This window comes from Salinifilum aidingensis (assembly GCF_054782015.1).
In genome coordinates, this window is record NZ_BAAGTH010000015.1 from 123,072 (window position 1) to 136,546 (window position 13,475).

Sequence of the window (13,475 nt, forward strand, 5' to 3'; positions counted from 1 at the left end):
ACCACCAGCCCGAGGAGACGACCATGCAATTCCACACCTACGACGTGGTCATCGTCGGCGCCGGCGGCGCCGGCATGCGCGCCGCGATCGAGTCCGGCCAGCGCGCGCGCACCGCCGTGCTGACCAAGATCTACCCCACCCGCTCGCACACCGGCGCGGCCCAGGGCGGGATGTGCGCGGCCCTGGCCAACGTCGAGGAGGACAACTGGGAGTGGCACACCTTCGACACCATCAAGGGCGGTGACTACCTGGTCGACCAGGACGCCGCCGAGATCATGGCGAAGGAGGCCATCGACTCGGTCCTCGACCTGGAGAAGATGGGCCTGCCGTTCAACCGCACCCCGGAGGGGCGCATCGACCAGCGCCGCTTCGGCGGGCACACGCGCGACCACGGCAAATCCCCGGTGCGCCGGTCCTGCTACGCGGCCGACCGCACCGGCCACATGATCCTGCAGACGCTGTACCAGAACTGCGTCAAGCACGGCGTCGAGTTCTTCAACGAGTTCTACGTCCTCGACATCACCCTCGGCGAGGACGCGGACGGCAACCAGGTGGCCTCCGGCGCCATCGCCTACGAGCTCGCCACCGGCGAGATCCACGTGTTCAAGGCGAAGTCCGTCGTGTTCGCCACGGGCGGCTTCGGCAAGGTCTTCAAGACCACCTCCAACGCGCACACCCTCACCGGCGACGGGATGGGCATCATCTACCGCAAGGGGTTGCCGCTGGAGGACATGGAGTTCTACCAGTTCCACCCGACCGGGTTGGCCGGCCTGGGCATCCTCATCACCGAAGGCGTGCGGGGTGAGGGCGGAATCCTCCGCAACGTCGACGGCGAGCGGTTCATGGAGCGCTACGCCCCGACCATCAAGGACCTCGCGCCGCGCGACATCGTGGCCCGGGCCATGGCCCTGGAGGTCCTGGAGGGCCGCGGGGCGGGTCCGGAGAAGGACTACGTCTACCTCGACGTGACGCACCTCGGCGAGGAGCTGCTCGAGGAGAAGCTCCCGGACATCATGGAGTTCTCCCGCACCTACCTGGGCGTGGAGCCGACCAAGGAGCTCGTGCCGGTCTACCCGACGGCGCACTACGCCATGGGCGGCATCCCCACGAACATCGAGGGCGAGGTGCTGCGCGACAACGAGAACGTGGTTCCCGGCCTGTACGCGGCCGGCGAGTGCGCCTGCGTGTCCGTGCACGGGTCGAACCGGCTGGGCACGAACTCGCTGCTGGACATCAACGTGTTCGGCCGCCGCTCCGGCATCGCCGCCGCCCAGCACGCCCTCCAGCGCGAGCACGCGGAACTGCCGGAGAACCCCGCCCAGCTCGTCGAGGGCATGGTCAACCACCTGCGGACCGCCCACGGCGGCGAGCGCGTGGCCAACATCCGCACCGAGTTGCAGCAGACCATGGACGCCAACGCGTCGGTCTACCGCACCGAGGAGACGCTGAAGACGGCGCTGCGCGACGTGCAGTCGCTCAAGGAGCGCTACGGCCGCGTCTCGGTGCACGACAAGGGATACCGGTACAACTCCGACCTGCTGGAGGCGGTCGAGCTCGGCTTCCTGCTCGACCTCGCCGAATCGCTGGTCAACGCCGCGCTCGCCCGCAAGGAATCGCGCGGTGGGCACGCGCGCGAGGACTACCCCGACCGGGACGACGTGAACTTCATGCGGCACAGCATGCAGTACAAGCTGCTGCCCGAGGAGGAGGACCCGAACGCCCCGCTCGGGTTGACCGGTTTCCAGTCCGACCTGCGGTTGGACTACAAGCCCGTCGTCATGACCCGGTACCAGCCAATGGAGCGTAAGTACTGATGACCGCCGCCACCACTACAGCCAACAACGGCACCGTGGATCTGCCGGAGGACGCGCCGCCGGTGCCGGAGGGCGCGACCATCGTCACCGTCAAGATCGAGCGGTACAACCCCGAGGTCGACGAGGACATGCGCTGGGACACCTTCCGCGTCCCGGCGCTGCCCACGGACCGGGTGCTGAACCTGCTGCACTACATCAAGTGGTACCTGGACGGGACGCTGACCTTCCGGCGCTCCTGCGCCCACGGCGTGTGCGGCTCCGACGCCGTGCGGATCAACGGCCACAACCGGCTGGCCTGCAAGGTCCTCATGCGCGACATGTTCGCCAAGAAGGGCGAGACCACCCTGACGATCGAGCCGATCAAGGGCCTTCCGGTGGAGAAGGACCTCGTGGTCGACATGGAGCCGTTCTTCGAGGCGTACAAGGCGATCAAGCCGTACCTGGTGACCTCGGGCAACGACCCGACGCACGAGCGCATCCAGTCGGTCGCCGAGCGGGAGCGCTTCGACGACACCACCAAGTGCATCCTCTGCGCCGCGTGCACCTCGTCCTGCCCGGTGTACTGGTCGGACAACCAGTACTTCGGCCCGGCGGCGATCGTCAACGCGCACCGGTTCATCTTCGACAGCCGGGACGAGGCCGCCGAGGAGCGGCTCGACATCCTCAACGACATGGACGGCGTGTGGCGCTGCCGCACCACGTTCAACTGCACCGACGCGTGCCCGCGCGGCATCCAGGTCACCAAGGCCATCCAGGAGGTCAAGCGGGCGCTGATGTTCCGCCGCTGAGGTCCGGCCTCCGGCGCCGCTGAGGTCCGGCCTCCGGCGCCGCTGAGGTCCGGGCCCGGCACCGCTGAGTCCCGGGTCCGGCGCCGCTGAGGGTCGGTTCCACGCACGACACGCGCAGGCCCGGTGGCCGCGGTCCGCTCCGCGTCCCCGGGCCGTTCGCATTCCCTCACCCGCCCGAGCGAGCGCTGGGAACTTTTCTCGGGCGCCTTCCCCGGGGAGCGCTCCCTACTGCGGGGACGAGTCGGCGGTCTCGGCCGCGGGCGCACTGCCGGCGGCGCCGGACCGCCCGGCCTCAGCTGTTCTGGCCCGCCTGCCGGTGCTGTCCCCGCTGGGCCCGTCCTCACCGCTGGGCCCGTCCTCACCGCTGGGCCCCTCCTCGCCGGTGCTGCCGCCGGCGGGGCCGGTGCCGCGCTGCGCGGCGGTGCGGACGGCGCGCAGCCCGCGCCAGCCGAGCACACCGATGATCGTGCCCAGCACCAGCGAGAGGACCGCGATCACGAGGTGCACGATCAGGTAGGGCGTCGGCGCCCCGGCGAGGTCCCACGAACGGTCGCTCGCCCAGATGTTGCGGATGAAGGTGGGCCACAGCAGGTAGCTCCACACCCCGAACGCCAGCAGGAACAGCGCTGCACCACGAGAGATTTTCACGCTCCCCAGTGTCCTCCGCACCGCCGTGGTGGCGGGCCGTGGGGCGAACGCGTGGCACTCCGCGCCGTTTCGGGTGGCAGTGCCCGATCGGCCCGGTGATGTCCGCGCCCGTCCGATTACGCTTCGGTCCGTGCTCGCTTCCACACATGATCACCCTGCTGCCGGCGCACCGCGCCCGGTGCTGCGCGCTCTCGGGGCGGCCGCGCTGACCACCGCACTCGTGCTGCCCGGCACCGCGGCGGCCGCGCAGGAAGCGCCGTGCCCCGCACCGGCCCCGCCGCCGGCGGTGGACTCCTCGGAAGTACCACCGCCCGGGCAGGCGTCCCCCGCACCTCTCCCCGTACCCGAACGGCCGCTCGGCGGCGAACGCCTCGGGGGGTGCGGCACCGTGCTTCCCCGGGGCGCCCCGGCACCACCGGAACAGGTGACCGCGGGGAGCTGGGTCCTCGCCGACCTGGACAGCGGTGACGTGCTCGCGGCGCACGCCCCGCACGCGCGGCACCGCCCGGCCTCCACGATCAAGGTGCTCACGGCCCTGCTCGCGGTGCGGGAGCTGGACCTGTCGCGGACGGTCGTGGCCACGCAGGAGGACGCGAACATGGAGGGCAGCCGCGTCGGGCTGGAACCGGGCGTGTCCTACACCGTGGAGGACGTGCTCGCCGGGCTGCTGCTGCAGTCCGGCAACGACGCTGCGCACCTGCTGGGGCGGCTGCTCGGCGGCCAGGACACCGCCGCGGAGAAGATGACCCGGCTGGCCCAGCAGCTGGGCGCGCGGGACACGCGCGCGGCCACCCCGTCCGGGCTCGACGGACCGGGGATGAGCACCTCGGCCTACGACCTGGCGCTGCTGTACCGGAAGGCGATGGAGGAGCCGGAGTTCGCCCGCATCATCGGCACGGAGCACACCCGGATCCCCGGCGCGCCCGACCAGCCGCCGATCGAGGTGTGGAGCAACAACCAGGTGCTGCTGAACTACCCCGGCGGGATCGGCGGCAAGACCGGTTTCACCAACGACGCGCGGCACACGTTCATCGGCGCGGCCGAGCGCGGCGAGCGGCGGCTGGTCACCGTGCTCATGCGCGGGGAGCACACCCCGGTGCGGCTGTCCACGCAGGGGGAGCGGCTGCTGGACTACGGCTTCGGGATGACCGGGACGCAGCCGGTGGGTGCCCTGGCCACCCCGACGCCGAAGCCCACGACGACCGGCCGGACCCCGGCGGGGGACGACCCCGCCGCGACCGCCAGGGCGCACGACGCGGCATCCGCGGGGGCGCCGCGCTGGGCATGGCCGCTGGGGTTGATCGCGGTCGCGGCGGCCGCCGTCGCCGCCGCGGTGGGGGTGCGCCAGCACCGCGCGCGCCGAGCGCACCGCGAGTGACGGACGGGTCCTGCTGGAGGGCTTCGCGGTCACCGAGGAGAACTGGCGCGACGCCATCCAGCGAGTGCCGCACTTCTGCATCTCCGAAACGCCGCACCACGTGGCCGCGCAGTCGCCGCCTCGCCGCTGATCCCGACCGCGCCCGCGCTGCGCGGGGTCACCGGTGTCACCGGATTCCACACCCGGAAGGGACCACCATGATGCACCGCCACCGCAGGGCAGCTCCGCGCGCAAACACGGCATTGCCGATGCCGGCATCCGGCATGCTGTTCGCACCACGACCCGGCGGGTCGTGGTGGACGAGGACCTGGCAATGCTCATCGGGCCGGCAACCGGCGGAGCACTGTTGGAGATCGGTGTTCTGGATCTCGATGGGGACGACCCGGTCATCATCCACGCGATGGGACTCCGCGCGAAGTTCCACCAGTTGCTTCAGCCGCCGGAGGTGATCAAGATGCGACACAGCGACGACGAGATCGAACAGGCTGCTCACCGGTTCGAGCAGCTCGCCGACGACCTCGACCCGGCCACTGCCACCGCCGAGCGCACCACCGACCTGCGCGGATCGCTGCCGCCGCCGAAGCTGCACGCGCCCACGAGGCCCGGCTGCACGAGGCAGTTCAAGTCGCCCCGCGCGCACGGCAGGTCGTGGAATCAGATCGCCACGGCCTTGGGAGTCCCCCGACAAGCTGCACGACAGCGGTTCGCCGACAAGCAGCCCACCTGATCAAGCGCACGCAGCCGATCCCCGCCGTGCGGCCGCAGAGCCCGTCGTCGGGCTCGGCGGGGGCGCGCGGGCAGGAGCTCGCCCGGTGGGTTCGGGCTGCTGGTGAAGGCGCAGCGGCCCCGCCCGCGGAGGGCTCAGCGGCGGCGCCGGCGCACGACCCAGCCGGCGAGCACGCCGAGCCCGAACGCGCCCGCGGTCCACCGCGCTCCCGAGCGCGCGGACACCACCGGGCGGATCACCGTCGGCCCCGGTGGTTCGGGCGGCAGCAGTGCCAGGTTCTCCCGCGCGCTGGCGGTCCACGCGGTCACGAACAGGACGAACCGCGAGGTGAGGTTGGCGAAGACGAGCAGTCCGAGGATCGGGCCGAACGCGGCGCCGGAGGGCGAGCTGGTGATCCTGCCCAGGTAGAACACGCCGACCTGCTTGAGGATCTCGAAGCCGATGGCGGCGAACAGAGCGCCCCACACGGCGCTGCGCAGGGTCACCGGTTTCCGCGGCAACCGCGTCAGCACCCAGAGGAACACCAGCCAGCTGGCCGCCAGCGACACGAGCAGCGCCAGCACCCACGCCCCGATGCTCGCCGCGGCCGTGCCGCCGATGCCGAGCAGGGCGAACAGCTCACCGCTGAGCCCGCCGAGCGCGCTGATGCCGAAGCTGATGCCCAGTGCCAGGCCGAGCCCGACCAGCGCGAGCAGGTCCGCGCCGATCCGGGTGAGGAAGGGCAGCGGGGTGGGAGTCTGGGTCCACTGCGCGGTCAGCGCCGCGCGCAGGTTGGTCATCCAGCCGAGCCCGGAGTACAGCGCGGCGAGCAGGCCGATCAGACCGACGGCACCGGCGCTTCGCACCGCCTCGTCGACGACCCGTTCGAGCATGGTGCGGATCGCCGGGTCCGGCACGGCCGTGGCGATCCCCTCCTGCAGCTGGCGCAGCAGTTCGGGATCGCCGCGCAGCGCGAACCCCGCCGCGGCGAAGACGATCATCAGCAGCGGCACGAGGGCGAGCACGCTGAAGTACGTCAGTGCCGCGGCGTAGTAGTCGCCGTACTGCTCCTGGTACCGGTTCCAGGCGTTGACCAGGCGATCGAGCCACGGGTACCGCGCGCGCCAGACAGCCAGCCGCCCCGGCTCGTCCTGCTGGCCGTCCTTCGTCGCCACGGCAGCACCCTTCCCCACGGCGGCATCTTCGCCGCAGCAGGCTACCGCGGGATGATCAGATCAGCTGCTCGACACGAGGAAGCCCACCCGATCGAAGACGGGGCCGAGGGTGCGCGCAGCGACTTCGCGGGCCCGTTCCGCACCCCTGTTGAGCACCTTGTCCAGCTCCGCCGGGTCGTCGAGGTAACCGCGCACCTTCTCCTGGAACGGGGTGACGAAGTCGGTCACGACCGCGCCGAGGTCCTTCTTCAGGTCACCGTAGCCGCTGCCCTCGTAGGCCGCCTCGAGATCGGCGATCCCGCGCCCGCTCAGCGCGGAGTGGATGGCCAGCAGGTTGCTCACGCCCGGCTTGTCCTCCGGGTCGTAGCGGATCTCGCGCTCGTTGTCGGTGACCGCGGAGCGGATCTTCTTCGACAGCCGCTTGGGCTCCTCGAGCAGCTCGATGAGCCCGCCCGGCACGGACTTGCTCATCTTCGAGGTGGGGTCCTGCAGGTCGTAGACGCGCGCGGTGTCGCTGGGGATGTGCGCCTCCGGCACGGTGAGGGCCTCGCCGAACCGGGAGTTGAACCGCTGCGCCAGGGTCCGGGTGAGTTCCAGGTGCTGGCGCTGGTCCTCGCCGACCGGGACCGCGTCGGTCCGGTAGAGCAGGATGTCGGCGGCCATGAGCGCCGGGTAGGTGAACAGGCCGACGCCGACGTGGTCCTCGCCCTGGCGCGCCGACTTGTCCTTGAACTGGGTCATCCGGCCGGCTTCGCCGAAGCCGGTGAGGCATTCCAGCACCCAGCTCAGCTGCGTGTGCTCCGGCACCTGGCTCTGCACGAACAGCGTGGAGCGCTCCGGGTCGATGCCGAGCGCGAGCAGCTGCGCCGCGGAGCGCCGGGTGCGGTCGCGCAGTTCCGCCGGGTCCTGCGGCACGGTGATCGCGTGCAGGTCGACGACGCAGTAGAACGCGTCGTACTCCTCCTGCATCCGGATCCACTCGCGCAGGGCGCCGAGGTAGTTGCCGAGGTGGAAGGACTCGGCGGTGGGCTGGATGCCGGAGAACACCCGGGGCCGGGCGCCGGCTCGTTCGGCCGGAACTGAACTGACGCTGCTCACGGAGCGATTCTCGCAAGGCCGGTTCCGACCGCGGCACCGGGTTCGGCCCGCATCAGTGCTTGCGCTGGTTCTCCGGGTGGACCTTCTTCTTCCGGAAGGCGCCGGCGACCATGCCGGCGACGCCGAGCCCGACGGCGCCCAGGCCGACCGGGGTGCTCAGCGACTCCAGCGGGCTGGGCTGCTGCGCCAGCGCCGCGTGCACGGGGGCGGCGGCGGCCGTGGTGGCGGTGACCACGGGCACGCTCGCCGCACCGGCGCTCACGACGGACAGCCGGATGCTCCGATGAGCGATGCGGCTTCGCACGAGCACGCCTCCTCGACGAGTCTTCGCACACTGGTCGTGTCTACCAGAACTCGATGAACACTCTTCTGGGCTAAAGAAATGACCCCGTTGGGTGAGGCCGCCGCTGCGAGGTCACCACTGCGCAGCCACGCGGATGATATTGACGCCGGCAGCCGCCGCTGCCGGGGGCCGCGCTGATCGGCGAGCTCCAGGTCACCGCCGCGTTCCCGCGGTCCCGCCGGCGAGCGCGGTCAGCGCAGCACCGCGTCGCGGACGCCCCCCGTTCACCACATGTTCCACAGATGTTCACCGGCGTCCCCGGCGTGTCGCCGCCTCGGGCCGGCGCGGCCGGCGAACCGGACCGCCGGTTCCGGGGGCTGCTCGCGCCGGGACTGCTGGTGCCGGCACCCCTCGTGCTCAGCGCGGTGGACGCCGCACTCCTCCCCGCGATCGACGTGACGCCACCGCGCACCGCGCCGCCGGGAACCGCGGAGCCCGGGGTGCGCCGACCGGCACGTCGGCGCACCCCGCGCGGTTCGGTTCCCGCCGCCCCACCGCGCTGGGACGCGGGTGCTCAGGACGCGGCCGCGGGCAGCGGCTGGTACGTCGTGCCGCGCTGCCGCGCCGGGCGGTCGATGCGCCCGGCCAGCTCGTGCAGCTGCTCGATGGTGCGCTGCGAACCGTGCTCCGATCCGGCCATGCGGCTGATCGTCTCCTCCATGAGCGTGCCGCCGAGGTCGTTGGCCCCGCCGCGCAGCACCTGCAGCGTGCCCTCGTCGCCGAGCTTGACCCAGGAGCACTGCACGTTCGGCACGCGGCCGTGCAGCAGCACCCGCGCCATGGCGTGCACCGCGCGGTTGTCCCGCGCGCTCGGGCCGGGACGGGCGATGCCCGCCAGGTAGATCGGCGCGTTGCGGTGCACGAACGGCAGCGGCACGAACTCGGTGAAGCCCGCGCCGCCGTGCTCGGCCGCGGTGTCCTGCACCCGCGCCAACGTGCGGAAGTGACCGAGCCAGTGCTCGGGGTGGTCGACGTGGCCGTACATCATCGTCGACGACGACGGGATGCCCAGCCGGTGCGCGGTGCTGACCACCTCGATCCACTCGGCCGCGGGCAGCTTGCCCTTCGTGAGCACCCAGCGCACGTCGTCGTCGAGGATCTCGGCGGCGGTGCCCGGGATGCTGTCCAGCCCGGCCCCGGCGAGCTCGGAGAGCCACTCCTCGATGCTCACCCCGGCCTTGGCCGCGGCGCTGACCACCTCCATCGGGCTGAACGCGTGCACGTGCATCTCCGGGACGCGCCGCTTGACCGCGCGCACCAGGTCGGCGTAGGCGCTCACCGGCAGCCGCGGGTCGATGCCGCCCTGCATGCACACCTCGGTCGCCCCGAGCCGCCAGGCCTCCTCCGCGCGGTCGGCCACGTCCTCGGGCGAGAGGCGGTATCCGTCGGCGTCGCGTTCCCGCTGCGCGAAGGCGCAGAACCGGCAGCCCACGTAGCAGATGTTCGAGAAGTTGATGTTGCGGTTGACCACGTAGGTCACGTCCTCGCCGGCCGTGTCCGCGCGCAACCGGTCGGCGATGCCCGCCAGCGCGTCGAGCGCCGGTCCGTCGCAGGTCATCAGGGCCATGGCCGCATCGGCGTGCTCGTGCTCCAGCAGGCTGGCGGGGTCCGCCTCGGCGCGGTCCAGCGCGGCGCGCACGTCGGCGTCGAGGTGCTCCGGTGCGCGCGCGGTCGGCACCTGCGCCCGCAGCTCCTCCCAGTCGCCGTAGACCGTGTCGAAGTCGCTGCGCTTCTCCTCGCTGCGGCCGACCGTGTCGATGGCGGTGTGCAGGTCGGTGCGGCCGATGGACTCGAAACCGCCGTCCGGTTCCTGCCACTCGCGGCCGGTGACCTCCGCGTCCGCGTCCGCCAGCCCGTCCGCGGCGGCGAGCGCGTCGACGTGCGCGGCCACGCGCAGGTCCAGCCACTGCGTGCTGTCCCCGGCCAGGCCCCGCCGCACGTAGGGCGGGTAGGCGGTGAGGCGTTCGCGCAGCTCGTAGCCGCCGCGCGCGGTCTCGGCGGCGAGGTCGTCGATCTCCGGCCAGGGGCGCTCCGGGTTGACGTGGTCGGGCGTCACCGGGGAGACACCGCCCCAGTCGTCGATGCCCGCGCGCAGCACGAGCTGCTGCTCCTCGCCGATGAGGTTCGGCGGTGCCTGCACGCTCACGCCGGAGGGCATGAGCAGCCGCGCCACGGCGATCGTGGCCGCGAGCTCGTGCAGGTCGGCATCGGGCATGCCGCGCATCGCGGTGTCCGGTTTGGACCGGAAGTTCTGCACGATGATCTCCTGCAGGTGCCCGTACTGGCGGGCGCTGCTGCGCAGGGCCAGCAGCGACTCGGCGCGCTCGGTCGTGGTCTCGCCGATGCCGAGCAGGATGCCGCTGGTGAAGGGCACGGCCACGCGCCCGGCGTCGGTGAGGGTGCGCAGGCGCACTTCGGGCTTCTTGTCCGGGCTGCCGTAGTGCGGGCCGCCCTTCTCGCTGTACAGCCGCTCGGCCGTGGTCTCCAGCATCATGCCCATGCTGGGGGCCACGGGTTTCAGCCGCGTCAGCTCCGACCAGCTGAGCACGCCGGGGTTGAGGTGCGGCAGCAGGCCGGTCTCCTCGAGCACGGCGATCGCGCACGACCGCAGGTAGTCCACAGTGGAGGCGTAGCCGCGGGCCTCGAGCCAGTCGGCGGCCTCCTGCCACCGGTCCTCGGGTCGGTCGCCCAGGGTGAACAGGGCCTCCTTGCAGCCCTGCCGCGCGCCCTCGCGGGCGATCTCCACGACCTCCTCGCGCTCCAGGTACGGGGAGTCCACTTTGCCCGGAACGGTGACGAACGTGCAGTAGTGGCACCGGTCCCGGCACAGCTTGGTCAGCGGGATGAACACCTTGCGGCTGTAGGTGACGGTCCCGGCGCGGCCTTCGGCGAGCAGGTGCGCGTCCCGCGCACGGGAGGCCGCGCCGAGCAACGTCTCCAGGTCGTCGCCGCGGGCGTGCATCAGCGTCGCGGCTTCGGTGCTGTCGAGCGCGGCCCCGTCGGTGGCCCGACGCAGTGCGCGGCGCATCGCCGAGGCGGTGGGAGCCGGATCCTCCGGGGCTTGTTCGTGTGCTGACATGTCGCCGACTGTATGCGTCTGGGCGGCCCCGCGGGCATCACCTGAAAAGTGCCCTCGACCTCATCCGAAGAGCGGTTGCACCACCCGGGTCGGCCCGCTCCGCGGCACCGCCGTCCGCGGTCCTCGCCCGAGCTCACCGCGAGGCGGTACCGAGTTGCCCCCGCCCGGGCGGGCCGCGACGCTCGGGAACGGCCAGGGAGCTCACGACTCCGCGGACGGGAGGCACGCATGGCGAGCTCGGGGACGTTCGTGATCGTCGGTGCCGGCATGGCCGGGGCGATGGGGGCGGAGGCGCTGCGCGAGCAGGGGTTCGAGGGGCGGCTGGTGCTGCTCGGCGACGAACCGGAGCTGCCGTACGAGCGGCCCCCGCTGTCGAAGGACTACCTGCTCGGCTCGGCCCCGCTCGAATCGGCCCGCGTGTTCGAGCGGGACTGGTACGAGCAGCACGACGTGGAGTTGCGCCGCGGCGTCACCGTCGGCCGGTTGGACCGGTACGCGCGGACGCTGCACCTGCCCGGCGGGGAGCTGCTCGACTACGACCGCCTGCTGCTGACCACCGGTGCGCGGCCCCGGGTGCCTCCGCTGGGCGGAGGCGCGGCCGCCGGGGTGCACACCCTGCGCTCGACCGCGGACGCCGAGCGGTTGCGCCCGGCCGTGACCGGTGCGGAGCACCTCGTGGTGCTCGGCGCGGGGTGGATCGGGCTGGAGGTCGCCGCGGCCGCGCGGCAGCACGACGTCCCGGTGACCGTGGTGGAGCAGGCCTCCCTGCCGCTGTCCGGGGCGCTCGGCCCGGAGAACGGGGAGGTCTTCGCCGACCTGCACCGGCAGCACGGCGTCGCGTTCCGCTTCGGCACCTCGGCGGTGGAGCTGCGCACCAGCGGGAACGGCCCCACCGGGGAGCACCGGGTCACCGGGGTGCGCCTGTCCGACGGCGACGTGCTCGCCGCCGACGCGGTGCTGCTGGCGACCGGGGTGGAACCGAACACCGAGGTCGCCGCGAGCGCGGAGCTCCGGGTGGACGACGGGATCGCGGTGGACGAGTCGCTGCGCACCAGCGATCCGAACGTCTTCGCCGCGGGCGACGTGGCCAACGCCCACCACCCGCTGCTGGGGCGTTCGCTGCGCGTGGAGCACTGGGCGAACGCGGGGAGGCAGCCGGCCGTCGCCGCGGCGGGCATGCTGGGGCGGCAGGCCCGCTACGACGCGCTGCCCTACTTCTTCACCGACCAGTACGACCTGGGCATGGAGTTCACCGGGCACGTGACGCCGCGCGAGTACGACCGGGTGGTGTTCCGCGGGGACGTCTCCGCCCGCGAGTACGTCGCGTTCTGGCTGCGGGAGGGGCGCGTGCAGGCGGGGATGAACGTCAACGTCTGGGACGTCGGCGAGCAGATCGAGGCGCTGGTGCGCTCCGGGGCGCACGCCAGCCCGGACCGGTTGGCCGATCCGGACGTTCCGCTGGCGGAGATCGCGGGGGCCTGATGCGCCGACAATTCCGGAATGCGCACCGCGTCCGGCGCCTTCCGGGAATATTCCCGCACGGTCTCCCGATCGCGGCGACCCCGAAAGAGCAGCGGCAACTCCGAAAGAGCAACCGGAGAACACCTTCGTGGCACCGCTCTGGATCACGGCGCGCGGGTTTTGTGATGATCACCGCACGGCTTCGACCGGGCCCGGCGGAGCACCCGTTTCGGTGATCCGCGCCGGTGCGGCGATTCCCACCGGCGCGGCGATTCCCGCCAGTCCAGAATTCCGCGACGCGCCAGGGAGCCACGATGTCGGGACGCATCACGAAGATCGAGTTCGAGATCCAGACGGCCACGGAGGACCGCGCCTCCGACACGTTCGACGCCGCACCCGGCGTCGATCACGCGGAGAACCGCGTTTTCCTCGGCATGGGCGGACGCGAGTTCACCTGCTCCACGGAGGACGACGACTTCCGCGCCGGAGCGACCGATCTCTTCGTTTTCGGGGGCGACGCGAACGTCATCAATCCCGACATCAACGATCCCGGGGAGATGGAACTCGAGGACATCCACAACTACCCGATGTACCTCCGCTTCCACCGGTTCTCCGACCAGTCCGACGAGTGGTGCGTCGAACGCGCCGAGATCACGGTGCACACGGTGAACCAGGACGAGGCCTACCGTCGCGAGGTCCTGGACGGTGACGGGCTGCAGTGGCTCGGCAGCCGGTCCGGCGAGGTCCTCCACCTGCGCTGACCGCGAACCGCACCACCGCGGACCGCGCTTCAACACCGCACTCGCAGCACGCGCGCCGCGGCGCGCCGGGAACTCCGGCCCGCCGCGGCGCGCGCGTGCGCGCCGGCGACCTCCGCCCCCGCGTTTCGGAACATCCACGTTCCCGGCCCTCCTCCGCACCCGGAGCCACTGCCTCCCGGACCCCGCATCCGATCGGGAGATGTTCCGCCCGGCGGGCACCCCCT

At 72.1% G+C, this 13,475-nt stretch carries 10 protein-coding genes and 1 pseudogene; 6 read left to right on the top strand and 5 right to left on the bottom strand.

Annotated elements, in window-relative coordinates; all coding sequences use genetic code 11:
- Positions 1–23 precede the first annotated feature (23 nt).
- Together sdhA and ACYVJE_RS19320 are read left to right on the top strand one after the other, a co-directional pair.
- Positions 24–1,814 (top strand): succinate dehydrogenase flavoprotein subunit, encoded by a 1,791-nt coding sequence (sdhA, locus tag ACYVJE_RS19315; protein ID WP_459157241.1) that lies wholly within the window; start codon positions 24–26, stop codon positions 1,812–1,814.
- Entirely contained in the window at positions 1,814–2,602 is a 789-nt protein-coding gene (locus ACYVJE_RS19320) for a succinate dehydrogenase iron-sulfur subunit (protein ID WP_461145550.1), read from the top strand. Before sdhA ends, ACYVJE_RS19320 begins: the two co-directional genes overlap by 1 nt.
- 423 nt (positions 2,603–3,025) lie before the next feature.
- On the opposite strand, the pseudogene ACYVJE_RS19325 reads toward ACYVJE_RS19320, so the two are convergent.
- Positions 3,026–3,250: pseudogene (locus tag ACYVJE_RS19325) on the bottom strand (SCO4848 family membrane protein); the annotation flags it as partial.
- 130 nt (positions 3,251–3,380) lie between these two features.
- Here ACYVJE_RS19325 and ACYVJE_RS19330 point away from each other — a divergent pair.
- A complete protein-coding gene (locus ACYVJE_RS19330; protein ID WP_461145551.1) occupies positions 3,381–4,628 on the top strand; it encodes a D-alanyl-D-alanine carboxypeptidase family protein in 1,248 nt (415 codons plus the stop codon).
- A gap of 292 nt (positions 4,629–4,920) precedes the next feature.
- Complete coding sequence (locus tag ACYVJE_RS19335; RefSeq protein WP_461145552.1) at positions 4,921–5,355, top strand: hypothetical protein; 435 nt, start codon at positions 4,921–4,923, stop codon at positions 5,353–5,355.
- A gap of 134 nt (positions 5,356–5,489) precedes the next feature.
- On the opposite strand, the gene ACYVJE_RS19340 is transcribed toward ACYVJE_RS19335, so the two are convergent.
- The 4 genes from ACYVJE_RS19340 to ACYVJE_RS19355 all read right to left on the bottom strand — a co-directional run bounded on the left by ACYVJE_RS19340 (position 5,490) and on the right by ACYVJE_RS19355 (position 11,029).
- Entirely contained in the window at positions 5,490–6,509 is a 1,020-nt protein-coding gene (locus ACYVJE_RS19340) for a YhjD/YihY/BrkB family envelope integrity protein (RefSeq protein ID WP_459157244.1), read from the bottom strand.
- Between the two features lie 60 nt (positions 6,510–6,569).
- Positions 6,570–7,607 carry a tryptophan--tRNA ligase gene (trpS, locus tag ACYVJE_RS19345; RefSeq protein ID WP_461145553.1) on the bottom strand — a complete coding sequence of 346 codons (1,038 nt, stop codon included), beginning with the start codon at positions 7,605–7,607 and terminating at the stop codon, positions 6,570–6,572.
- Positions 7,608–7,659: 52 nt separating this feature from the next.
- The gene (locus ACYVJE_RS19350) at positions 7,660–7,917 is read right to left on the bottom strand and encodes a hypothetical protein (RefSeq protein WP_459157246.1); all 258 of its coding nucleotides are present in this window, start codon (positions 7,915–7,917) and stop codon (positions 7,660–7,662) included.
- A 547-nt stretch (positions 7,918–8,464) separates the two neighbouring features.
- On the bottom strand, positions 8,465–11,029 hold the full coding sequence (locus ACYVJE_RS19355) for a bifunctional FO biosynthesis protein CofGH (protein WP_461145554.1): 2,565 nt from the start codon (positions 11,027–11,029) through the stop codon (positions 8,465–8,467).
- A 228-nt stretch (positions 11,030–11,257) separates the two neighbouring features.
- Here ACYVJE_RS19355 and ACYVJE_RS19360 point away from each other — a divergent pair, with 228 nt between their 5' ends.
- Positions 11,258–12,511, top strand: coding sequence for an NAD(P)/FAD-dependent oxidoreductase (locus ACYVJE_RS19360; RefSeq protein WP_461145555.1), 1,254 nt, complete (start codon positions 11,258–11,260; stop codon positions 12,509–12,511).
- A gap of 293 nt (positions 12,512–12,804) precedes the next feature.
- On the top strand, positions 12,805–13,251 hold the full coding sequence (locus tag ACYVJE_RS19365) for a hypothetical protein (RefSeq protein WP_461145556.1): 447 nt from the start codon (positions 12,805–12,807) through the stop codon (positions 13,249–13,251).
- Positions 13,252–13,475: the final 224 nt, after the last annotated feature.